Origin of the sequence: Microbacterium paraoxydans (genome assembly GCF_900105335.1) — a bacterium.
GTDB classification, from domain to species: Bacteria; Actinomycetota; Actinomycetes; order Actinomycetales; family Microbacteriaceae; genus Microbacterium; species Microbacterium paraoxydans.
Genome location: NZ_LT629770.1, coordinates 43947 through 64491, shown reverse-complemented (window position 1 = coordinate 64491; position 20545 = coordinate 43947). Strand labels below are relative to the sequence as shown.

The 20545-nt window shown below is 68.1% G+C and carries 27 protein-coding genes; 4 read left to right on the top strand and 23 right to left on the bottom strand.

The window, feature by feature from the left end; translation table 11 throughout:
* The first annotated feature begins 41 nt into the window (after window positions 1-41).
* Together BLU02_RS00485 and BLU02_RS00480 are read left to right on the top strand one after the other, a co-directional pair.
* Complete coding sequence (locus tag BLU02_RS00485) at window positions 42-404, top strand: hypothetical protein (RefSeq protein ID WP_060920998.1); 363 nt, start codon at window positions 42-44, stop codon at window positions 402-404.
* 263 nt (window positions 405-667) lie between these two features.
* Window positions 668-1144: a hypothetical protein gene (locus BLU02_RS00480; protein ID WP_060920999.1), complete on the top strand. Its 477-nt coding sequence runs from the start codon at window positions 668-670 to the stop codon at window positions 1142-1144.
* 64 nt (window positions 1145-1208) lie between these two features.
* Here BLU02_RS00480 and BLU02_RS00475 read toward each other — a convergent pair whose 3' ends face one another.
* From BLU02_RS00475 to BLU02_RS00405, 15 genes are all read right to left on the bottom strand, one after another.
* Window positions 1209-1712: a holin gene (locus tag BLU02_RS00475; protein WP_060921000.1), complete on the bottom strand. Its 504-nt coding sequence runs from the start codon at window positions 1710-1712 to the stop codon at window positions 1209-1211.
* Window positions 1709-2305, bottom strand: a complete 597-nt coding sequence (locus tag BLU02_RS00470) for a collagen-like domain-containing protein (RefSeq protein ID WP_060921001.1) — start codon at window positions 2303-2305, stop codon at window positions 1709-1711. The genes BLU02_RS00475 and BLU02_RS00470 overlap by 4 nt, the downstream gene beginning before the upstream one ends.
* Before the next feature lie 2 nt (window positions 2306-2307).
* On the bottom strand, window positions 2308-2673 hold the full coding sequence (locus BLU02_RS00465; RefSeq protein ID WP_060921002.1) for a hypothetical protein: 366 nt from the start codon (window positions 2671-2673) through the stop codon (window positions 2308-2310).
* Window positions 2674-2745: 72 nt separating this feature from the next.
* Entirely contained in the window at window positions 2746-3471 is a 726-nt protein-coding gene (locus tag BLU02_RS00460) for a M15 family metallopeptidase domain-containing protein (protein ID WP_060921003.1), read from the bottom strand.
* Window positions 3472-3493: 22 nt separating this feature from the next.
* A complete protein-coding gene (locus BLU02_RS00455; protein ID WP_060921004.1) occupies window positions 3494-4072 on the bottom strand; it encodes a hypothetical protein in 579 nt (192 codons plus the stop codon).
* A 9-nt stretch (window positions 4073-4081) separates the two neighbouring features.
* Window positions 4082-4939: a hypothetical protein gene (locus tag BLU02_RS00450; protein WP_060921005.1), complete on the bottom strand. Its 858-nt coding sequence runs from the start codon at window positions 4937-4939 to the stop codon at window positions 4082-4084.
* A 14-nt stretch (window positions 4940-4953) separates the two neighbouring features.
* A complete protein-coding gene (locus tag BLU02_RS00445; RefSeq protein ID WP_060921006.1) occupies window positions 4954-5718 on the bottom strand; it encodes a hypothetical protein in 765 nt (254 codons plus the stop codon).
* Complete coding sequence (locus tag BLU02_RS00440; RefSeq protein ID WP_060921007.1) at window positions 5718-6908, bottom strand: hypothetical protein; 1191 nt, start codon at window positions 6906-6908, stop codon at window positions 5718-5720. The genes BLU02_RS00445 and BLU02_RS00440 overlap by 1 nt, the downstream gene beginning before the upstream one ends.
* Before the next feature lie 14 nt (window positions 6909-6922).
* Window positions 6923-7750 (bottom strand): hypothetical protein, encoded by an 828-nt coding sequence (locus BLU02_RS00435; RefSeq protein WP_060921008.1) that lies wholly within the window; start codon window positions 7748-7750, stop codon window positions 6923-6925.
* Window positions 7751-7753: 3 nt separating this feature from the next.
* Complete coding sequence (locus BLU02_RS00430; RefSeq protein WP_060921009.1) at window positions 7754-10600, bottom strand: phage tail tape measure protein; 2847 nt, start codon at window positions 10598-10600, stop codon at window positions 7754-7756.
* Between the two features lie 6 nt (window positions 10601-10606).
* Window positions 10607-10942: a hypothetical protein gene (locus BLU02_RS00425; protein ID WP_060921010.1), complete on the bottom strand. Its 336-nt coding sequence runs from the start codon at window positions 10940-10942 to the stop codon at window positions 10607-10609.
* Window positions 10939-11268, bottom strand: coding sequence for a hypothetical protein (locus tag BLU02_RS00420; RefSeq protein WP_231919611.1), 330 nt, complete (start codon window positions 11266-11268; stop codon window positions 10939-10941). The genes BLU02_RS00425 and BLU02_RS00420 overlap by 4 nt, the downstream gene beginning before the upstream one ends.
* A gap of 92 nt (window positions 11269-11360) precedes the next feature.
* On the bottom strand, window positions 11361-12134 hold the full coding sequence (locus BLU02_RS00415) for a phage tail tube protein (protein WP_060921012.1): 774 nt from the start codon (window positions 12132-12134) through the stop codon (window positions 11361-11363).
* Window positions 12131-12541, bottom strand: a complete 411-nt coding sequence (locus BLU02_RS00410) for a minor capsid protein (protein ID WP_231919609.1) — start codon at window positions 12539-12541, stop codon at window positions 12131-12133. Before BLU02_RS00410 ends, BLU02_RS00415 begins: the two co-directional genes overlap by 4 nt.
* Complete coding sequence (locus BLU02_RS00405) at window positions 12538-12855, bottom strand: hypothetical protein (RefSeq protein WP_060921014.1); 318 nt, start codon at window positions 12853-12855, stop codon at window positions 12538-12540. The genes BLU02_RS00410 and BLU02_RS00405 overlap by 4 nt, the downstream gene beginning before the upstream one ends.
* 30 nt (window positions 12856-12885) lie before the next feature.
* Between BLU02_RS00405 and BLU02_RS00400 the strand changes: the two genes are divergently transcribed.
* Window positions 12886-13428, top strand: coding sequence for a hypothetical protein (locus BLU02_RS00400; protein WP_157546928.1), 543 nt, complete (start codon window positions 12886-12888; stop codon window positions 13426-13428).
* Here the strand turns inward: BLU02_RS00400 and BLU02_RS00395 are convergent.
* A complete protein-coding gene (locus BLU02_RS00395) occupies window positions 13421-13741 on the bottom strand; it encodes a hypothetical protein (protein WP_060921016.1) in 321 nt (106 codons plus the stop codon). The genes BLU02_RS00400 and BLU02_RS00395 overlap by 8 nt on opposite strands.
* A gap of 147 nt (window positions 13742-13888) precedes the next feature.
* Here BLU02_RS00395 and BLU02_RS00390 point away from each other — a divergent pair, with 147 nt between their 5' ends.
* Complete coding sequence (locus BLU02_RS00390) at window positions 13889-14344, top strand: HNH endonuclease (RefSeq protein WP_167627829.1); 456 nt, start codon at window positions 13889-13891, stop codon at window positions 14342-14344.
* Here BLU02_RS00390 and BLU02_RS00385 read toward each other — a convergent pair.
* Genes BLU02_RS00385 through BLU02_RS00355 form a run of 7 tightly spaced genes read right to left on the bottom strand, consistent with a single transcriptional unit; the run spans window position 14341 to window position 20528 of the window.
* Complete coding sequence (locus tag BLU02_RS00385; RefSeq protein ID WP_060921018.1) at window positions 14341-14718, bottom strand: hypothetical protein; 378 nt, start codon at window positions 14716-14718, stop codon at window positions 14341-14343. The genes BLU02_RS00390 and BLU02_RS00385 overlap by 4 nt on opposite strands.
* A gap of 20 nt (window positions 14719-14738) precedes the next feature.
* Window positions 14739-14957: a hypothetical protein gene (locus tag BLU02_RS00380; RefSeq protein WP_060921019.1), complete on the bottom strand. Its 219-nt coding sequence runs from the start codon at window positions 14955-14957 to the stop codon at window positions 14739-14741.
* The gene (locus BLU02_RS00375; protein WP_060921020.1) at window positions 14957-15883 is read right to left on the bottom strand and encodes a phage major capsid protein; all 927 of its coding nucleotides are present in this window, start codon (window positions 15881-15883) and stop codon (window positions 14957-14959) included. The genes BLU02_RS00380 and BLU02_RS00375 overlap by 1 nt, the downstream gene beginning before the upstream one ends.
* 14 nt (window positions 15884-15897) lie before the next feature.
* The gene (locus BLU02_RS00370) at window positions 15898-16257 is read right to left on the bottom strand and encodes a capsid cement protein (RefSeq protein ID WP_060921021.1); all 360 of its coding nucleotides are present in this window, start codon (window positions 16255-16257) and stop codon (window positions 15898-15900) included.
* 2 nt (window positions 16258-16259) lie between these two features.
* Window positions 16260-17552, bottom strand: a complete 1293-nt coding sequence (locus tag BLU02_RS00365; RefSeq protein WP_060921022.1) for a head maturation protease, ClpP-related — start codon at window positions 17550-17552, stop codon at window positions 16260-16262.
* On the bottom strand, window positions 17549-18868 hold the full coding sequence (locus BLU02_RS00360) for a phage portal protein family protein (RefSeq protein ID WP_060921023.1): 1320 nt from the start codon (window positions 18866-18868) through the stop codon (window positions 17549-17551). Before BLU02_RS00360 ends, BLU02_RS00365 begins: the two co-directional genes overlap by 4 nt.
* 13 nt (window positions 18869-18881) lie before the next feature.
* On the bottom strand, window positions 18882-20528 hold the full coding sequence (locus BLU02_RS00355) for a terminase large subunit domain-containing protein (protein WP_060921024.1): 1647 nt from the start codon (window positions 20526-20528) through the stop codon (window positions 18882-18884).
* Window positions 20529-20545: the final 17 nt, after the last annotated feature.

Genomic DNA, 20545 nt, shown 5'->3' with positions numbered 1-20545 from the left:
GCATAGACTCGACTCCTCGGCCGGAGGAAGGACACCCGGCCATGCCATCCGCAGGACTCTCCCCGACCGTGAGGCTCAGCGTCACTCTCGACGCGATCTGCTCCCGCAACAGGTACACGACCGACCCGGCACCCGTTCTCGCCGAACTGCGCGAAGTCGCCGGCGAGCGGCGCGACGTGCTCGCTGAGGCGGCGGGCACCTGGGTCGGCTACTTCGAGGACCGCCACACGGCGACCCTGTGCACGGCACTGCGTGCCCTCCCTGACCTCGAACCGTGGATCGCTCTCGGCCAGCACCGACGATCACTCCCAGCCCCCTCCACGCCCGAGCTCCTGGGGCACGGCCAAGCCGCTGCGCTCCCCCTCTACATCACCACGGACCCCGCCGTCCTCGACGAACCCTGACTGGCGGGATAACGATCACGTACGACGGTCGCTCACGGAGACTCCCTATGGGTATCCTTAGCGCAAGCCAGTAAGAAAGTAGACCGATGAAGCCGATCCGCTCGGCGACAACGGCAGCGGTAATCGGCGCAACTACGGCAAGTATCGTCACTGCGTTGATCTTCGGTCAGACGCTCCCTTCACCGGAGCCCTCGCCTACCTCTGCCGTCGCGCCCACCGACGAACCGACTGCCACCACCACGGACGAGACGCACGACATTCGTGTGTCCGCCGATGAGACGGAACCTCTCCCGGAGCCTGTGCCGGACCCGGAGACGCCGCCGACTGAGCCGGAGCCCGAGCCGACGCCGACGCCGACGCCGACGCCGGATCCCGAGCTGCAGGTGCAGGAGATCGGTGGGACGATCCGGTGGGCGAACCGCTACCAGTGGGCTCTCGTCGATGACCGGGCGCACGCCTCGTACGGCACCTCCCACGTTCTCGTCCTCAAGGACCGGGTACGCATCTTCTACGAGTTCGGGGCGGCCGAGGTCCGCGACTTCAGCGTCACCGTCGACGACGAGTTCGCATCCGCCGACGTCCGCGTCGGGGCCTCCGTCGGCCTCACCTACGCTGACGTGTTCTTCTTCATGGGTAACAGCAAGAAGCGGGTCAACCCGTCACTGCTGAGCAAGAAGGGCGCGAACGTCTGGTACTCCGGTTCGTTCAACGTGCTCTCCCCGCCCGAACCCGCGCAGTGAACGCAGAAGAGACCCCCACCTGGCCCGAAGGCTGGGTGGGGGTCTCTTGTGCGCGGCGCAGTGCTCAGGGGAAGGTGCGGCTCTGGGAGTCGCGCGCGCGGGTGCCGAGTGCCGGATCTTCCTTCCGAGTGTCTGCGCGGGTGCCGTTCTCGGTCTGCGCGAGCGCGACCGCCGCGGGGGTCGGGTCCGCGGGAAGGGTGGCGAGGATCAGGCGCAACAGCGAGATGAAAGCGGCGCCGAGAGCGGCCTGCAGCACGACCGACCAGTCGACGTCGGAGAGAAGGACTGCTCCGGTGAGTCCGGCAGCGAGGGACTGGCCGAAGGTCTTCGCGACTCGTTCGAGCGCGGCGAGCCACCAGGGCAAGTCCACGCCCTCGGACTCGGGCAGCCCGAACAGCGACGTCGCGAACGACAGGATCGCTCCGACCGTGGCGGCCGAGGCTGCCATGAGCCACGGGACGTCTGCGAACTGCACGGCGGCGATGTACGGGATCGCGATGGCGATGGCCGTGTAGACGGCGCGCAGCAGCGCGGCCTTCCACCAAGCGGGGTCGGTGAGCTTGCTCATGGGGTGCCTCCTACGGCGGTCGGTATGCAGACGGTCGCCTGCGTCGGAATGAACGGGCCGAGCTCGGTGTCGGCCATGTTGATCCAGCGGGTATCCGGTTCGCTCCCCGCGGGACAGGCTGGCCCAGGGGCGCCAGTGGGCCCGGCGGGACCTTGGGCGCCGGACGGACCGGGGTCCCCCTTCGGCCCCGCTGGCCCAGCCGCCCCCGGCGGCCCGGAGGCGCCAGGCTCGCCCGGTTCGCCGGCGGCACCAGGAGTCCCTGCGGGACCGGAGGTGCCGTTCTCGCCGTCCTCGCCGTCGCTCCCGCGGGGTCCTGTCGGCCCCGGGACTCCTCGGGGGCCGGGGTCACCCGCTGGCCCCGAGGCGACCTCTGCGGGGGCCTCTCCCTCCGGTTCGACACCTTCGGCGAGGAGCTGCTCGTACAGGCTCTGCGCGTTCGACTGCGACGCCTGCAGGTCGGCGTACATGTCCTGGTTCTCCGCACGGAGCTGCGCGTTGTTCAGGGAGACCAGGACGATCGCGCCGAGCACGAGCACGACGATCAGCGCGCCCATGACCTTGTAACCGACGGTCCACATCTTCGTCGAGAACATGCTCAACCTCCTGCGATCTGCTGCAGCCCGGCCGTCACGGTCCAGACGACGATGCCGCCGATGAGTGCGAGTACGGCGCTGAACGCGGCGAGGCCGATGGAGAAGAACTGCTGCGCGCGCGTCTTGCGCTGCTCCTCAGCGATGCGCCGCGCTTCCTTCTCGCGCTCGGCGTCCGCCTCCTCGAGGCCGCGGATGCGCGCGTCCTGCCTGTCGTCGCGCTCCTTCTGGTTGGCCTGGACTTGGGCCAGCATCGCCGAGGTGACCATGTCCCGAGCCAGACCGTCGAGACGCCCGTTGATCTCGGAGCGGGTGTCGCGAAGGTCGCCGCGCAGGATGTTGAACAGGGATGGGGGAAGCTCCTCACCCATGGCCACCTCCTCCGGTTCGGAGTTCGCGTATCGCCCGCTCGACGTTGCAGCCGGCCGGTTCCGGCTCGGTCATCAGGCGTCCGCGTCGCCGAGGCTGACCGCGATCTGGCCCTGCGGGCGCACCGCCGCGCATGCCTCGCCGATGACCCGGAACACGGACGCGGACACCTGCATCGAGTTGCCGGTCTCGTACTGGTCGGCGAACGCCTGGAGCGTGTCCTTCGAGCCGGTGATGAAGTTCAGCTCGAAACCGGATCCCGGGTTGCTGACCTTCACCTCCATGCGCTTGTCCGCATTGATCTTGTGGTGCATCACGTTCTTGACGTACATGTCGTCCTCGTCTTCCTCCCCGGCGGGGATGATCGGTGTCGCAGCGTGCCCGGTCGTGGCGGGCTTGCCGTAGTTCGTGTCGCGAGCACGGATGTACTCGAAGTGGTGGTTCTCGTTCGGAACGTAGAGCCGGTTCCGGATGAAGCCGTTCTCGGCGAGGATTTCGACGATGCGGGCATTCACCCAGTCGTCGGAATCGAGCGCAGTACCGGCGACGTGGAACGACTCGGACGGGTGCACAGCCTTCGAATGCCCCGGGTACAGCGCAGCCTTGTAACCCGAGGAGACGTACCGGCCCCAGTTGACGAACATGAGCATCTGGTCGGACCACGATCGGTACGTCGAGTTGACGTCGATGTGCCGCCCGAACTCGGCGAGCACCTGCGCATCGGCGCGACGGAACGCGGCCGCCGCATCGGGGATGAACTGCACCCCGGGGCGGACAGTTTCGATGACGAGACCGCCCATCAGCTTCCTCCCTTCCCCGCGCTCAGGAGAGCGCGAACGAGCCCACGATCGGCAAGGTCTGCCCCGCAGCGAGCGAACCTGTGCGGTACGGCAGCCGGACCTGCCCGGCCGTGGTGATGTCCAACATCCCGGTGACCGCGGCGCCCTGCCCCACGGTTGCCCCGATCCACCGGAGAGCGGTGGGGCGGGTGAGCACGGGAGCGGTGAAGATGTGGGTGAACGCGGCGCCAGAGCCGACCACTGCCGCGCCTTCGACGTGAACACGGTTCCCGACGAGACGGAGCAGGATCGGGTAGGTCGGCGACTCAGTCCAGCCCGGTCCCATCGACTCGGGACCGAAGACCGTCTCCGTGGTCGGTGATAGCCAGTCGAACGCGTCCTCGCTCCACACGTTGATCTCGCCGGTGTTCTGGTTGAACACGGCGAGCCCGTCGAATCGGGAGGGGCCGTTGATGGCGTCGCGCTCAGACTCCGCCATCCCACCGCGGTAGTTGCCCATAAGCGCGAGGAGGTCGCGCAGCTTGTTCAAGTCCGCGGCCGTCTGGGGCGTGTCGTTGAAGGTGCCCAGGCCCTTCGGACCGCCGGTCGGTGAGTAGCCCATGTCGTTCTCCTAGGTGGTGTAGGTGACCCGCACGGCTCCGGACTGAGCGTCCTTCTGCGTGCCGGCCCAGATCGAGTAGCCACCACCCGCGAAGCCGAGGCCCCCGGTGTTGGACTTGAGGTGGTCGATGAGTCCGACAGGGATGCTCCGCCAGCCCGTGCGCCGACCGCTGACCTCGGGGAGCTCGCTGACCGCAGCGAACGTGACCGCGCCGACGGGCTTAGTCGCGAAGCCATGGCGGCCGAACGGCGCGGCACCGAGGTTCTTCGTCTGCGGCAGATAGATCCGCGCACTGATGATCGACGCGTCGTCGGGGATCGTGTCGCGGAACTTGTTCCCGTAGAACCACGCCCCGATGTTCCGGGCCGAGCACCACACGTCGTTCTGCCACCAACTGTTCTCGTACGCGCCCGAGTCGATCGCAGTGAAGGTCACGGTCCGCCGACCGCCGCCGCCGCCCGGAGCCGGCGGGACCTCGGGGTCCGGCGGGACATCAGAGCGCACGCCGAGGATCCAGCATCCGTCGCCCCAGAGAAGCTTCACCGCGTCGCCGGAGCTGTACGTGCGTCCGAGGTCGAATGTCGCGTCAACGCGCCCGAGGTCGGTCTGCACGCTCGCGACACCGCCGGCGATGGTGGCGATCACGCCATTCGTCGGCTTCGGCCGTGTCGGGCCGAGCATGTAGGCGACGCCGTCGGCGACGAGCACCCACACTGGCTCATTCAGCTCGGGCATGTACGAGCTGGTGAAGTTCGCTGGCACCCGCCCATCGCTGAAGTCGACCGTTGCCCGCAGCCCGTCGATGCCACGGAAGAACCCGGCGACGATCTGCACCCTCGACTTCTTTCCGATCAGGTCTAGGATCATCTCGGTTTCGGTACTCACTCCGGCACCTCCTGGAAGCCCACCACCCAGAAGTTCCCCGAGGCGACGGTGAGCTCAGACGGCTTGACCGGCCGGGAGCCGGGGCGCGTGATCCAGAACTTCATGTCCGTGGTCGGGGCCTTGGCGGAAGTGGCCGAGTTGTACGGGTAGACGAGTGCCCCGATCGAGGTCTTCGACCGGCCCTCCGCCGATAGTCGGAGGTTCGCGGACCGGATCTCGATGCTCCCGCCGTAGTCGGTGGCGCTCTCCTTGTGGGTGAACGTGATGAGCCCGGTGGTCGCGTTCATCGACCCAGCGGTGACGAACCCGGTGAGCGACACCCAGTTGCTGCCGTCCCACTGGACGTAGTCGTAGAAGCCCGAGTCGTCGCCGAAGCGGATCAGGATCTCGTCGGTTCCGACGGAAGCGCCCGGGTGGATCGCGCGCTGCGCGTACGTCTCGTCCTGTCCGACGACGAGCCCGACGACGCGAGTGGCGTCGAATGACAGCCCGAGTGTCACCCCCGCGTCGTCCTGGCTGATGGTGTCGAAGCCGACTCGCTGGTGCTGAGCGTCGTCGATGTACTGGAAGCCGGAGCCTGTGTTCCGGATCGAGCAGCCGATCATCCGCATGCGTCGTCCCGGGTCGCCGATGACCATCCCCAGGTTGCCGAGGTCGGTCATCACAGCCGCGTACTGCGACTGGAAGTGCGCGAGGTCATCGGCACGGACAGGTGTCGTGCGGGCCGGCTTGTCCTGGTAGACGCGAGGGGTGAACGGCATCAGATATCTCCTCCGGGGAAGACCCCATCGCCCGGGAACGTCGAGTCACCAGGAAGCAGCAGTGGTTCCGGATCGGCCACCGTTGTCGTCCCACCGATCTCGACGGTGAGCGACTGTGTCGCCTGACCTCGGTCGATCGTCACGACCCGGCCGATCAGCCAGTGAGTGGGACGCTCGATGAGCACGACGTCGCCGCGCTCTCGCAGCGGGTTGAACAGCTCCACCACCGGAACCACCTGGGTGCGGAGCGTGGAGACCTGCGCGAGCGTCTCGTTCGCCCACTTCTGCGCCTGCGCGCGGGTGGTCACGAACTCACTCGACAGATAGTGGGTGCGGGCGCCGAACGGTGAACGAACCCCGGCCGGGTTCCGCACCCGCAGTGGACCCGTGGTGATCTCGGCGACCGCGAGGACGGCCGCCTGGTCGGCACCGTTCGCGCGGACCACGACCCGGTTGTAGACCTTCCCGGCTGACATCATCGACCCGATGTCGACGAGCACCTCGCGAGTGATGCGGTCGACCGGGTCGGGCCACGCCTTCGGGCGTGCTGACAGAGCGCCGTCGGCGGTCATGTGCGGGACCGCCGACAGGATAACGTCCATCAGCTCATACAGCGCCTTGATCTTCTCGTCCTCGTACATCACCGAGCGGGTGATCGCCGCGTCTGGGACGGACCGCTCGATCGGCATGCCTGAGATCCGGCCGACCTCGTCCCATGCGGACACCAGCGACGCCGGTGCCGTCGGCACGTCGAACGTCTCCTCGCCGATCGAGGCGGTCAGCTCCTTGAGTTCGAGTTCGACTGTGGAGCCCACCGTGATCCAGTCACCGCGGAACCGCATCTGCTCGTCGCGCGCGGACGGGACATCGGTGATGAGGAACCAGCCGTACGGGACACGCTCTACGAACGGGCCGGAGTGGACCACCGAGAACACCTGCAGTTGGGCGCCGAACGGCGCGAACGCATCCTCCATTGCGGTCGGAAGGACGGAGCGACCGAAGTCGTCCGTCCACACGACCGCGCACGTCATCGACTGCTGGATCTCCGCGCCCGCGTCCTCTGAAGGCCGCACGTCCGTCAGAGGCACGCGCTCCTGTCGGCGCTCGCCGTCGTAGTACAGGTCCGCCTCCCAGTAGTGGTCGAACGAACTCGTGAGCAGACCGCGAAGAACCTCAGACCCGAAGCGCATCACACCTCCTGAAGTCAGCCGGCCAGCCCCGCCAGGGAGTAGTCGCGATCCATGTCCGTGTACGTCGCATAGGCCGCGTCCCGCTCGGCGTACGTTGCGTACGCCGCATCCAGATCGCCGTACGTCAGCAGCGGTACCGCGAGCCCTGGGAACGGCGGCTCGACTTCGTCGACGCGCGCGTCGAATGTGACCTTGGTCCCGCCGAATCGAACGGTGCGATCGTTCTCCGCGAAGTCGCCTCGGACGAAGAACGTCCGCGGCCAGCGGATGGACGACGAGGTACGGATACACACCGTTCCGATCTGCCGGACCGCGTAGCTTCCCTGCAGGTCTCGAAACGCGTCAGCCTCAGCGATACTGCTCGTCTGCAGCGAAACACCCACGCCGCGGAGGCCTCGACGCCCGGACCCGATCCACACACCCACATCGCGACCCTCTGTCTGGACGAGAGTCCCCTCCTCGGGGCGCGTGAGCGGGCTCACGCTACCCGGCATGACGTCGACGGGGACCCACGATGTGGGGTCGAGTGGCTGGTGCACGATCGTCCCGACGTACTCGAGCACTGTCGTCGACGCCTCCGTCCAGCCGATCGACGCACCTGTGGCGGTGAACATCTGAGCCCTGTACGTCGCCTCCACGTTGAACGGTGCCTCGAAGTCGAGAGCAGCCACGCCCGGGGCGATGTTCACACCGCCCCGGACGGGCCACTCCCGGCCTTCCGAATAGCGCACCACGCGGATGTAGGCCGTATCCGGTTCCAGTCCGCTCGGGTCGAAGAAGACCTCCACGTACGGATTCCCCGCGACGTCGACAGAGAGCTCCGGCGCAGACGTGGTGACCATGACCTACCTCCTCCGTCCGTTCTCCAGCGCGCGCTTACGATCTCGACTAGCTGCCACGACTCGAGCGTCGACGAGCTGCGCGAAGCCCGACGTGTCCACGACCAGTCGGCCGCTAACCTCGAGCCCGACTAGGGGATCCGGCCCGGCCAGCGCCTGTCCGACTGGTGCCCCTTCAACAGCCCCCGCCGCCATCGCCGAGAAGTTCGGCATCCGCTGGATCGTCTCCATCAGGAGCGCGATCGACCGCGGCGAACCGTCGAGCGGGATGTACGCCTCGGGCACGTCGGCACGATCACCCACGATCCGCCAGGTGTTCGCCGGGACCATCTGCGCGAGCGGCTTCATCGGTGTCAGCCCGGTACCCCGCAGCCCGCCAGCCGCCATCATCTCGACGATGGCGCCGTCGTGCTGCGGGGACGCGGTGATCGACCCCATGCGGATCGAGGTGCCGTCGGCCGCGATCTTCACCCGGATGACCCGATTGCTCGCGTCGCGGATGAAGTAGTTCAGCGAGTCGTACGCAGGCTTGGTGTTCGCGTAGATTACCGATCTCCCGTCGGGAAGGGTGATGATCTTCCCGCCGAGACGCTCTACCTTGCCGCGCTCCGAGTCCGCGTTCGAGCTGAACTTCGTCGACGCTTCCTCCGGCGTCTGCAGCACCGTGTCGATGAGGGCCTGAGCCTGCTCCTGCGTGAGCCCCATCGTCGTGAGCTGGTTCAACAGCGCGTCACGCGTCGAGTTGTACCGGCCGCGGAGGTTGTCCTGCGACTCCCCCGCCGCGATCGCCGCGTCGTACTCCGCCCGCAGAGCCTCCGCCGAGGCGTCGAGCTGCGACTTCAGCTCGCCCGTCGCACGGACGGTGCCATCGGTCGCGACCTCGAACCCGCTGAGCAGGGCGGCCCCGCTCTCCGCGGAGAACCCCACCTGCGACACGGCATCCGCGGTGCGCAGGGCGGCGTCGTTGACGTAACCGAGCGCGATGAGCGGATCCGTCCAGTCGGTCAGATCGTCCTTCATGCCCTCGAGGTTCGTGCTCACGTCGTCCGTGACCCCATCGAAGTCACGCAGGCCGGCGACGAGGTTGTCGAGGTCGGTCCAGTCCTTGAACGGATCGAAGTTCGTCAGCTTCAGGAACGACACGAAGCCGTCGACCATGTCCGCCAGCGGACCCGACACGAACTCGCCGGTCGCATCCGACGCCGTGATCGCGAAGTCGAGCGCACCCACCGCCATGTCCCGGAAGAACTCGAGCACAGGCCCGCGGTTCTGGGAGACCCAGTCGGCGAAGTCGCCCAGCGGCTCCGCGAACGCCTGAGCGAGCGCACCCTTGATGCCGTCCGCCGCGACCTCGATGTTCCGCTGCGCCTGCTCGATCTTCGATGCGTCGTTCCCCGCGAGGGTGTCAAACATCTGCTGAGCGGCACCCGTGACGGTGCCGAGCTGATCGACCGCGGACGACAGGTCCATAGCGAACAGCGCGGCCCCGAGGTCCTCCGCCTTCGTCCCGAACAGAGCCACCGCCGCGGCGTTCCGCGCCACGGGGTCCTCGGTCTCGCGGAGCTTGGTGAGGACCTCGTCGAGCCCGTCCCGCGCATCCGCTCCACCGCGAGCGATCTTCGCCGTCATCGCCTCGGCGTCGAGGCCGAGGATCCGGAACCCCTCAGCCGAAGCCACCGACGCATCGGTCGCGCGGATCTGGAACTCCTTCAGCGCGTCGGCCGCGACGTCCGTGTTCCGGGCGCCTGCCTGCATGCTCTGGTTGATGAGGCCGAGCATCTCCTCCCCGGTGAGTCCGAGTCGCGTCAGCACGACCGGATACTCCGTGAGGGTGTCGAGCAGATCCTCGTTCCGGTTCAGCCCGTTCCGAGCGCCGGCCGCGATGACGTCGAACGCCTCCTGCGCCGACTTCACCATGCCCGACCCGAGGAGCGTCGTGACCGCGGTCGCGGTCGGACCGACCTCCTCGCTCAGCACATCGGCGATTCCCGAGAGTCCCTGGACGACGAGCTGCGCGTCGCGCGTCGTGCTCTTCGAGTCGATGAGTCGGAACTGCAGGGCGAGCCGAGTCGTGTCCATGTTGGCCTCGACGGAGTCGCCGAAGTTGCTCGCGTACGCCTCACCGGCAGCGCGACCGAGACGGAGCGCAGTCGCCTCGTCGACGCCCGTGAGCGCCTGCAGCCGGTCGTACCCGACTTCGATCTGCAGGCCGTCGTTCAAGCCGCCGATGAGCGCCTTGCCGATCGCGACACCGGCGAGGACGATACCGCCCGCCACCGGGATCGCAGACAGTGCCTTGATGAGCGTCTCCTCGACGCCGTCACCGACAGCCTGTCCGACCTTCTCGCCGGCGCCACGGGTCGCGGAATCGAGGGATCCGACGAAGCCCTTGCCCGCGTCGTCGCCGGCGGCCTGCGCCTTGGCCGGGAGCTTCTTCAGCTCCGACTCCGCCTCGGACGTGTCGGCGTCGACCTCCATCGTCGCGCGTGCAGCCTTGAGACCGTCGAGGTTCCGCTGCACCTTGGACAGCGACGCCTCAGCGCGGGCGATGTCGGCCTTCACGTCCATCGTCGTCTCGACGGACCGGAGATAGTCGAGCCGCTTCTGGACACGGTCGAGGGACTTCTCGCCGCGCTCGATGTTCGCGTCGACCGTCAGCAGCGTGTCCTTCGACACGAGCTTCTTCGCCGCCGCCTCGACCCTGTCCATGCTCTCGAGCGCGGGCTTCGCGTTCGCGTCGAGCTCGACCGGGTTCTTCTCGACGCGCTGGCCGACATCGCGGATCTTCTTGTCCGCCTGCTCGATCTGCTTCGTGTCCGCAGTGAACAGAACATCGATCTCGGCTGCGCGCATCGGTGGTCACCTCCGGGTGAGCGCCCTCCGAATCCGGGAACCCGGAGTGTCGATGAGCGCGAAGATCGCCGTCCGCACGCCCGGCCAAGGGCGTGCCCTGACGGCGGCGTCGTACAGGTCGAGTTGGAAGCGCTCGAGCAGGTCGGCGATGACGAACCGCCAGTTGGTGACGATCGCGAGCAGCGAGTCGTCGACCTCAGGCTCGGTGCTGTTGACGGTCGAGGACGCCGGCGCCTTCGGCGGGGCGGGCCGGAGATGCGCGGGCGGTGTCCGGTAATCCGGATACCAGCCGTCCGCGTCCGGCACGCCCCGCCCGTACGGTGCCCAGTCCTCGGCCGTCACGAGGCTTTTGGGATCGCCTCGTCCTCCTCGTCGGGGAACAGGTCGTCGTCGGTCACGCGTGGCATGAACAGCAGTCGCGCGAGCGCGTCGGCATACTCTTCACTGCGCGCCCAGAAGAACACCGCGTAGTAGGTGAAGCGGTCGATCGTCGTCGGCGACAGACCGTCGTTGACCATCTCCTGATGCACGTCACCGAGGGCGATGTGCTCGTCGGGCTGTATCGTTTCGAGGACGGCCTGCACCTCTGGAGGGATCGGACCCTTCACGATGCCCAGGTTCACCTCGCCGCGGATCGCGCAGGCGAGCAGCTTCCCCGCGTCCCCCACGCTCGGGGCTTGACCCGATAGGTCTTGCCCCCGAACGGGAGGACGAGGTCCTGCTGCGCCCACGCCGCGAAGTCGGACGCGGACGCCATGCGTCACGCCCCTCGCGTGAACGTGTGCGGCGCCGAAGCGCCCGCCGCGTTCGTGACGATCACGGGCACGTTGCCCGCGTCACCGGCAGGCAGAGCGGCGATGATCGTCGCACCCGAGACCACGGTGTAGTCCGTCGCGGCGAGCGACGCACCATCGATCGACACGCCGGTCGTGCCGAGGAACCCGGTGCCGGTGATCGTGACGAGATCGCCGTCGCCGGCACCCTCCGGACCCACGGTCCCGATGACCGCGACCGTGCTGTCCCATCCGTCGAACGGGTTCGCGATCTCGGTGTACGGGCCCTTGCCCGACAGGGTGACCGAGAGGACCTCGATCTCACCGTTCGGGCCGGTGTTCTGCCGAGTGATGGCGACGGTCGCGCGACCCTGGCCGGCGTCGGCCGGGTTCGGCGTACCGATCTCCGGCTTGTGGTACCAGCGCACCTCGACGACCGCGGCCTCGCCCTTCGCCGACGGGCGGGTGCGGGCGAGCAGCGCCTCGATCTCCGGCAGGTACAGGCCGGTCGCGGTGTTGCGGTTCACCTGGACGTTGAACGCGATCGCGAACGACCAGCCGGTCACGTCCGAGTTGTCGGCGCCGAGGTCGTCGTACGTCTGCGCGTCCTGCGTGGTCGGCGTGAACGTCGGCTGGAAGCCGCTGATCCTGCGGAACGGCTGCCACTCGGGGACCGCCGACGTGCCGAGGTTGATGTCGATGCCGTACTCGAAGGACTTCCCGAGCGTGGTGCCGGCGGGAAGGGGAACTGCTTCGCTCATGATGAGGACTCCTGATTGTCGAGGGTGATGATGTAGTTGTCGGTGCGCTCCTCGCGCCCGTTCGTGTCGGCCCCGTTCGGGGACATGGATTCGCGGCGGATGCCGCTGATACCTCCCTCGCGGGAGAGTCCGTGGAGAGCAGCGAAGACGATGCCGGCGATCTTGTCGGCGTCCGTCTTGCTTCCCTTCGCGCCTCGGATGCGCACCTGAGCGCGCCGCCAGTGGAGATGTCGCTCGTCCGTGGTGCTGTAGACGCGCACGCCCACAGCCCTGTCCGGCTCGGCCTTCAGCGCCCCGTACTGGACGGCCACGCCGGACGGCGGCGGGGTCACGTCGTACTCGAATGTCGGGACGCGGGCGAGGAGGCGGCAGAGGAGGCGGGTGAGGGTCGCGTCGTCCATCGTCATCCGAACGCCTCCCGGAGCTTCTGCGCCGCGAGCTGCTCGATGTCAACCTCGTCGAACGCCTTCTCGAGGAACTTCGCCTCGCCGCCCTGCGGGTGCTGGTTGTCGAGGTCCTCGTGCTGAAGCCGGGACACGAGCGACGTGAACCCGACCTGCACGGTCAGATCGTCGACCTGCATGAACCCGGACTTGTCCGAATCGCCGGTGAGCGTCGGACTCAGCTCGCGGGCGCGGCGCAGGACCTCCCGGCCGCCCTCCCGGATCGAGTCCTGCGCGACCTTCTCGACCGTGCTGAGGATGGGCTTGAGAATCTTCACGGCGGCTACCTCCCCCGGTACGGTGTGAGCATGCGTAAATCGGTGGCCGCGGGCGTCCTCGCCGCGGGGATGTTCCTGGGTGGGTGTGCGGCGCAGACGCCGCCCGAGACGACGACGACGTCGCCAGCACCCGAGCCGACGGTGTCGGCGCCGGAAAGCACACCGACCGCGTCGGCAGCCGAGGTGCCGCAGGAGTGCGTGGACTACGTCGCGCCCCCCTCCCCGGGGAGCGAGGCGATGCAGGCTGTCGGGGCGACCGCGGTACTCCCGGATGGTGTCGTGCTCAACCCCGGATTCCAGGTGCTGAACTCGATCGACGAGCCAGGGAAGGTCGAAGCGGTCGCGCGTGTCTGCAGCGATGGGCTCACCGACGATGAGCTTGTCGATGTCGGGGAGGCCATCGCCGCGACGCTCTACGCGCACCCGATCCACGAAACGTTGACCCTGCTGAAGGTGTCCTCGTGGGTGCCGACCGGCGACCATCTCGACCGCGACCCGGGCGTCGACGTCATCACTACCGACTACGAGCTGTATCTGTGGGACGACCCGCGGCCGTCGAACTGGACTAGGTGAGCCAGAGGATCAGGTGAGACGGCAACGGCCGGGCGTTCTCGTCCCGGCCGACACGGATCACCTCGGCCTCCCGCGCCGCCGACGTGCCCGGCCACACGGTGACCAGCGCACCCGGCGCGACGTTCGCGTCCAGAGGGACGGTGACGCGGGAGTTCGACACAACTTCGAGGTTGTCCCGGTTCTTCACCAGCGTCCGCTCGTCGATGGTCTCCGCGATCGACAGCCGCGCAGGGCCAGGGCTCGACCCCTCCCCGCCCCGGTCGATCATGTCGCGGATCAGAACCTTGTGCGGGAAGAAGAACGACTCGATCACGATGTCCCTCCCCCGAGGTAACATGTACTCATGAAGGCCACCTGTTCTTTCGAAGGATGTGAGCGCCCGGCGAAATCGCTCAGCCTGTGCCATTCGCACTACGTCCAGAAGCGTCGGACCGGGGCTCTCACACCTCTTCGGCGAATCGTGAACGGATCACTGCAGGACCGCCTAGACGCCTACACCGAGCGCACCGAGCACTGTTGGAACTGGACCGGCTCGAAGAGCGCCGGATACGGACAGCTCCGAGTGGGAGGCGCCGTCGCACGTGCCCATCGTGTCGCCTACGAGCTCGCCAACGGCCCACTACCGCAGGGCGTGATGCTCGACCACCAGTGCCGCAATCGGGCATGTGTCCGACCGGATCACCTGATCCCGAGCACGAACAAGGTGAACATGGAGAACCTCGACCCTGCCGGCTACCGGGGGAACTCCTCGGGTGTGCGCGGTGTGACGTGGGATGCGCAGACGTCCCGTTGGCGAGCGAAGATTACTCACGACGGGAAGACGATCCACGTCGGACGCTTCAGAACCATCGACGAGGCGAAAGCGGCGATCGTTGCCCGCCGAGGCGAGGTCTTCTCGAACAGCGTCAGCGACTAGCTATAGCCACCCTCCGGCCACACGCGCTCGAATGCGCGCTCCGTGGGGAACGACCCCGCCGGGAGTGACCCCGACGGCACCGAGGCCCCCTGAGCGTCGCACAGCGCCCGCAGGCTCGCCCGGGCGTCCGAGTCGAACGCCGACTCGATGTCCGCGAACGTGATCGACGTGCCGTTCCGGCTGAGGGACTTCGTCCGACGATCCCCCGGCGCGGGCAGCTCGGCGACGACGGCGCTGAGCACCGCGATCGCGTCGAGCTTCTGCTCCGAGTCGTCAGGGAACGCGTCGATGCAGGGGGCGATGGACCGTGCCAGCACGAGAACCCGTCGAGCCGTGTTCTCGTCGCCGCCGATGTCGGCGTGTGTGATGGTCATATCCATCGCCCCCTGTCTCGCTACTTGCTCGAGCTGTCGGCGGACTCGCCGTCAGCGGTGTCGATCTCGAACTTCTCGATCAGTCCGAGCGTGCTGAGCCGCTTGACCTCGTCGGCCGTGACCGACGCCGGCAGGACGCGACCCTGACGGAGGTAGACCTCGCCGCCCTGCGCGCCCGGCACCTTCGCGACGATCATCGTGGCCGTCACACGGTGCGCGTACTTCTTGGCCTCAGCCATCAGCTCAGCCCCGTTCCCGTGATGGTCACGCCGGCCGTGGCGTCGGTGACGACGGGCACGGTGACGCGACGCGAGCGGAGGAGGTAGCCGTCGATCTTGTCCTCGCGGATCGACTTGACCTCGATGCCCGGCAGCGCGTTGCTGTAGCCCGGGCCGCCGAGGTCCTCGTCGGCCATGCCGCCGAGCTCGTCCGAGTCGACGAGCAGCGGGGCCGTCGTCGGCGTGTACGGCGACCGGAGCCACGTCAGGTCGAGGACCTGCGGCCACGTGCCGTTGATGAGCGGGTTCGACCCCTCGCGCGGCAGGAAGCCCGCCTCGAGGAACAGCGACATCACGGTCGCGTAGTGCGTCGGCTTGAGGACGATGGTGTCGAGGGTGTGCCCCTCGCCCGCCTCCTCGGCCTCTGCCTTCGCCTTCTCGACCGAAGCGACGATGGCCTTCGCCGTCGTCCAGTTCGCCGTCGCCGCGCTGGTCTGGGTGATCTTCGACGCGATGACGCCGAGCGCCGCCGAGTCGACGAACTTGACCATGCGGTTCACGAGCTGGCCGAGGCCACGGTTCACGACGTCGATGCCGCGGCGCTTGATCGACTCGTCGGTGACCGGCACGTCGCGGCCCCACTTGTCGACCTTCGCGGCTGCGAGGTCGCCTGCGGTGACCTGCGAACGCGGGTACTCGCCGCCGGGGGCGATCGCCTCGGGGTCGTCCGGGGCGAACAGCGGGTCACCGTTCTCGTAGAGCACGGTCCCGCCGACCGCCTGGAAACGGCCCTTGAGGAGCGCGTCCGAGATGAACCGCTTGTCCGCGAGGGTGCGGACGCGACGAGCGACCGCGGTGCGCGAACGGAGCAGCTCGTGGATCTGCTCAGCGGTGAGGCTGCCGGTGCTGTCGATCGAGGGCACCGGGTACGTCAGGGAGTTTCCCATGTCTGTTCTTCCTCTCAGTCCAGTGCGACCTGGAGCAGGGCGTCGGCCGCACCGGCCGCCGTGAGTGCGAGGCCGATGCCCCGCTCGCCAGCGCCGACCGTGACGACCTTCCCGGCCGCCGCGGGCTTCACGCGGGCTCCGGCGACGATCGCCGCGGACGCGACGAGGTTCTGGACCCCGCCACGCAGCACGAGCACGTCCTCGCCGGACTTCGTGTCCTGAGCCGCCGCGCCGACGGTCTTGACGCTGTCGGCCGCGGCGTTCGCGACCGTGCGGGCGCCGGTGACCTCGACGAGGCGACCGCCGATGACGTCCGCCGATGCCGTGAAGGTCACCGATGCGCCCGGCTTGAACAGGTGGATGTGGTCAGCCATGGTCAGGCCTCCTCGTCGTCGTCGCCCCAGCCCGCACGGGCCATGAGCGCGTCCTCCGCCGACACCTCGCCGGCGGCGTGTCCGATCTCCGCGACCGGAACGCTGTTCTTCGCCATCGAGGCGAGCACCTTCGCGGTGCCGTCCTCGTCGGAGTCGAGCATGGTGCGGAAGTGCTCCGCCGAGGCCGCCGTGATGCGACCCTCCTGCAGGGCGTTCGCGATGATCCCGTCGCGGCGGTCCTTGATCTGCTGCTCGCGGGCCTCGCGGCCAGCGGCGGCGTCGGCGCGGAGCGAGTCGAGAATCGAGTTCTCGATGAGCTGCGTGCCGGCGGGGATCGTCGGGGCGACCGTGGCCGCCGAGGTGGGCGTGTTGGTGTCGGCCGACTCGTTGAGCGCCTCGGAGAGAGCGGACAGGACCGTCTCCTCCGACGCGTTGGCATCGGTCACGCCGAGCCGATCACGAACCGCAGCCAGGAAAGCGTCGCTCATGTTGAGCGCCTCCTTCTGTTCCTTGGGATTCCCCGGCTCGGACGAGCTCGGGAGTTTGTGGGGCGCCGAAGCGCCGATGGGGTGCAGGCCCAGATGGGCGCGCGCGGACTGGTACATGTCCTCGACGTCGTCGCCCTCGAGCTGGTCGGTGCCGTCGTCATCCGTGCCGGCAGTCGCCGTCTCTCCGGCGTCCTTCACGACGGCGACGCGATCGGCCAGGCCTGCCTCGACGGCGGCCTCGGCGGTGTACCAGGTTTCGTTGGCGAGGAGCTCGCCCCATGCGGACTCGCCCGCCTTGTCCCGGTAGATCGAGATGATCGACTCCTCGATCGTGTCGAGCACCTCTGCGACCTTCCGCATGTCCGCGGCGTTGCCCCAGACGATCGTCGACGGCGAGTGGATCATCATCTGCGAGGCAGGCGACATGACCGTCTCGTCGCACCCGGCCGCGATCACCGAAGCGGCCGACGCTGCGAGGCCGTCGACGACTGCGGTGACCTTGGCGTCGTGAGCGCGGAGCATGTTCAGGATCGAGACGCCCTCGAACACCTCACCGCCGGGCGAGTTGATCCGGAGGATGATCTGCGTGACCGAGTCGGGGAGCCCGTCGAGTACCTCGGCGACATCCTTCGTCGAGATGCCCCAGAACCCGCCCCACGAGTCGATCGGACCGTACATGCGGATGGTCGCGACAGTGCCCTCGCCTCCCGCGGACGGCATCGTGATCGCGTCGAAGAACTCGGTCTTCGACTTCGGCGGGGTGAGCTTGCCCCAGAACCGGTTTCGCGCGCTGCGCTGGTCGGTCATGCTGCCTCCTCTGTTGGCGCAGGCTCGCCCGCGGCGCTCTGCGTGGTGGTGGTGCGCTTTCGCGCGGTGTCGGGGTCGTGCGCCGGGAGCCCGTAACGCGCCCGGAGGTACTTCTCGAGCTCGGCGTCGGCCGTGAACGCCCCGCAGTCGATGAGCGCTCGGATCGCTTCCGCGGTCAGTGGCGCGTCCTTGCCCAGCGGAACGGGAACGATCCGCGGCGCGGGCTCCTCCGGCCCCCAGTTCTGGTCGACGAGGTCCTCGACGACGTGCTGGTTCGTCACGTCGGCGAGGTGCTTCATCACCGCGTTGAGCGAGCCGGTCAGCACGTCTGCGAAGGTGTCGCCGAGCGCGTAGGACCCGGTCGACTTGTCGCCGCCCAGCGTGAGCAGGTGAGCGAGCACGGCGTGCGCGATCTGCTCGTCGTGATACCGGATGGGGCCGTCGATGTCGGGGAGCTTGCCCGTCACGCCCTTCAGCTCGACGCTGCCGCCATGAGGGACGAACGCGCCCGCCGCCTCACCGGCACGGAAGTCCGTCGCGAGCTTGAGGCCCTCGTCCTTCTGCGCCTTCAGCCACTCCTCGGCCTTCGCGGTGTCCTTCGAGATGCTCTCGGGGAGCTCCGCGCCGGTGACCACCGGCACACCGAGTCCGTTGCGTTCGCCGACGAGTGCCTGGATGCGCAGCAGGCGGTCCTTTAGGAGCCAGTTCTTGTAGGCCTGCCGGAGGAGCGACTGGCCGATCCAGTTCGCGCCCTCGCGCTCGTTCACGAACACCACGAGTCGATCGACCGGGATCTTCACCGTCGTCGATCCGAACACGCCGTGCTGGTGGACGGCGATGAGTCCGCCGTCCTTCGCGACCTCGAACTTGCTGATGGTCCGCGGGGGCCGCCAGGCGAGCTTCCCGAGACGCGCGCGCCCGTCCTCGATCCGGTACACCTGCTCGAACACCGAGTGGCCGAACACGAGTTCGAGGAGCGCCAGGCGGAGGAACTCGTCCCACGAGAACCGACCGCGCTCCCGCTTCGGGCGCTCCGGCTCCTCCTGCCCCTTCACGGGAAGGCCGAGATCCTGCGCGACGAGCTTCACGACCTCGTCGCGGGCCCCCGCCGGGTCGATCTCCCACCGCGTCGAGCGGATGGGCAGCGTGACCGCCCGGACTACGGAGCCGACCTGAGCGTCCTCGCGGCGCATCTGGTCGTAGACCTCGAGCGAGTGCGGCCACTGCAGGTCGATGTTCTTCTCGTGCGCCTCGTCGGCGAGAGACGACCATCCGCGCAGCGCTCCGTCCTTGACGTAGCCGATCTCGTCTGCCACCGGGGGCCTCCTCTCAGAATGCGACCGTCGCGAGGTTCATCTCGTCGGGCGCGATGTCAGCGCGACTCACCGATTCGGCGGCCGGCGGCTTGGGTGGGTCGGGGACGATCTCGGGCTCGAGGTTCACGAGCCCGTAGAGCGCCTCAGACATCGCGATCAGGCCCGAGATGTCGACCGGCAGGGACTTCGAGCGCGACCAGGCGTCGTTCTCGGCGTACTCCTTCGTCACGCCGCCCTCGACGGCGAGCGTGATGTCCGGCTGCTCGACGAGCACGATGTCCTTGTCGCGGACCGCGTCGCTCATCTGGCCCGTCGCCGCGGCGAACTGGCCGCCGTCGAGGACGTGCACGGTGAGGTTTCGCTCGGGCTTCTGCAGCTCCTCCACGAGCTCAGCGGCCGGCGCGCCCCGTCCGACGACCACGACCTCCCGGAAACCGGACTCGTCGGCGAGCTTCGTGATGTAGTCCGGTGCCCAGACGATGCCGGTCCGACGGTGTCGCACCGTCGCGAACGGCTTCCCGGACTTCGTGCGCGTCGCCGCGCCGATCCACGTCGTCACGCCCGAGTCGTTCGACCGCTTCGAGGTATCGATGGCCCACACGGTCCGCTCGCCCTTCGTGATCTTCACGTCGGCGGGCGGGACGTAGAGCGCCTGGAAGTCCTTCACGTTGATGAACGAATCGACGCGCACCGTCACCCACTGGCACAGCACCTCAGTGCGGTAGCCGGCGTCGGTCATCGACCGAATGTCGGAGAGAGCGTCCTGCACGGTCATCGCGCCGTACCCGATCGACGGGTTCGCCTGCAGGATGCCGTCGATGTCGTCCTTCGCGCACCCGTCGGGCGCGGACCACTCGAAGATCCCGAGCGACGTGTCGTGGGTGTTCGCGTACTCCTCGGCCGAGGTGAGCCCAGCGCCGACGTAGGCGTCCCAATCGGCGATGTCCGCAAGGCCCGCGTCGCGCTGGGTGCGGAGCACGACCGCGTCGGACGCGCCCGCATTCGAGATGCCCCAGAGCTGTCCGGACCAGAACGACTTGAGGGTCTGCGAGACGGCATTCCACGCGACCCAGTCGCGCTGCTCACGCATCTCGTCCATCAGGACGCGCGCGGCGGGCTTGCCTCGGGCGTTCTTCGCTGCCCGGATCTCGTAGTGCGCCCGGGAGCGCGCCGTGATCGCAATCGACCCGTTCGCGTCGCGAACCTTCGCCGTGGCGGCCTGCAGCGCGTCGATCGCGAGTTCGGCCTCCTCCTCCGTCTCCGGATCCGGGTCACACCAGGACTTGACCGCCGCCCACGGCTCCTTAGCGATGTCGAGGTTCTGCGCGACACCCACGACCTTGAACTTCAGCGGCGGGACCTGCTCCTTGTTCCGGCCCGAGTCGACGAAAAGCCACCACGCGGCGAGCACCGACGCGAGCATCGTCTTCCCCTGCTGCCGGGCGACGAGCACGATGACCCGCTTGAAGCGGTATGTGCCGTCAGGGCGCAGCTCGAGAGCGTGGATCAGGAGCCACTTCTGCCACGGGTAGAGCGTCACCCCGAGGATCGTCAGCGCGAACTCGATCACCTCGAACCCGCGCGACGTCTCCGGGGTCAGTTCCCGCAGCGGCTTCGTCCACAGACGCGGCTCAGTCCGCCCGAACAGCTTCGCCGTCACCGCTCACCCCCACCTCG

Coding starts and splice junctions, on each gene's coding strand:
- BLU02_RS00465 (WP_060921002.1), bottom strand. CDS start 2,673: ATGGGTGAGGAGCTTCCCCCATCCCTGTTCAACATCCTGCGCGGCGAC.
- BLU02_RS00410 (WP_231919609.1), bottom strand. CDS start 12,541: ATGACGATGGACGACGCGACCCTCACCCGCCTCCTCTGCCGCCTCCTC.
- BLU02_RS00370 (WP_060921021.1), bottom strand. CDS start 16,257: ATGGCTGACCACATCCACCTGTTCAAGCCGGGCGCATCGGTGACCTTC.
- BLU02_RS00365 (WP_060921022.1), bottom strand. CDS start 17,552: ATGACCGACCAGCGCAGCGCGCGAAACCGGTTCTGGGGCAAGCTCACC.
- BLU02_RS00485 (WP_060920998.1), top strand. CDS start 42: ATGCCATCCGCAGGACTCTCCCCGACCGTGAGGCTCAGCGTCACTCTC.
- BLU02_RS00430 (WP_060921009.1), bottom strand. CDS start 10,600: ATGCGCGCAGCCGAGATCGATGTTCTGTTCACTGCGGACACGAAGCAG.
- BLU02_RS00455 (WP_060921004.1), bottom strand. CDS start 4,072: ATGGGCTACTCACCGACCGGCGGTCCGAAGGGCCTGGGCACCTTCAAC.
- BLU02_RS00470 (WP_060921001.1), bottom strand. CDS start 2,305: ATGTTCTCGACGAAGATGTGGACCGTCGGTTACAAGGTCATGGGCGCG.
- BLU02_RS00375 (WP_060921020.1), bottom strand. CDS start 15,883: ATGGGAAACTCCCTGACGTACCCGGTGCCCTCGATCGACAGCACCGGC.
- BLU02_RS00400 (WP_157546928.1), top strand. CDS start 12,886: ATGCGTAAATCGGTGGCCGCGGGCGTCCTCGCCGCGGGGATGTTCCTG.
- BLU02_RS00435 (WP_060921008.1), bottom strand. CDS start 7,750: ATGGTCACCACGTCTGCGCCGGAGCTCTCTGTCGACGTCGCGGGGAAT.
- BLU02_RS00415 (WP_060921012.1), bottom strand. CDS start 12,134: ATGAGCGAAGCAGTTCCCCTTCCCGCCGGCACCACGCTCGGGAAGTCC.
- BLU02_RS00440 (WP_060921007.1), bottom strand. CDS start 6,908: ATGCGCTTCGGGTCTGAGGTTCTTCGCGGTCTGCTCACGAGTTCGTTC.
- BLU02_RS00385 (WP_060921018.1), bottom strand. CDS start 14,718: ATGACCATCACACACGCCGACATCGGCGGCGACGAGAACACGGCTCGA.
- BLU02_RS00445 (WP_060921006.1), bottom strand. CDS start 5,718: ATGCCGTTCACCCCTCGCGTCTACCAGGACAAGCCGGCCCGCACGACA.
- BLU02_RS00380 (WP_060921019.1), bottom strand. CDS start 14,957: ATGGCTGAGGCCAAGAAGTACGCGCACCGTGTGACGGCCACGATGATC.
- BLU02_RS00460 (WP_060921003.1), bottom strand. CDS start 3,471: ATGGGCGGTCTCGTCATCGAAACTGTCCGCCCCGGGGTGCAGTTCATC.
- BLU02_RS00475 (WP_060921000.1), bottom strand. CDS start 1,712: ATGAGCAAGCTCACCGACCCCGCTTGGTGGAAGGCCGCGCTGCTGCGC.
- BLU02_RS00450 (WP_060921005.1), bottom strand. CDS start 4,939: ATGATCCTAGACCTGATCGGAAAGAAGTCGAGGGTGCAGATCGTCGCC.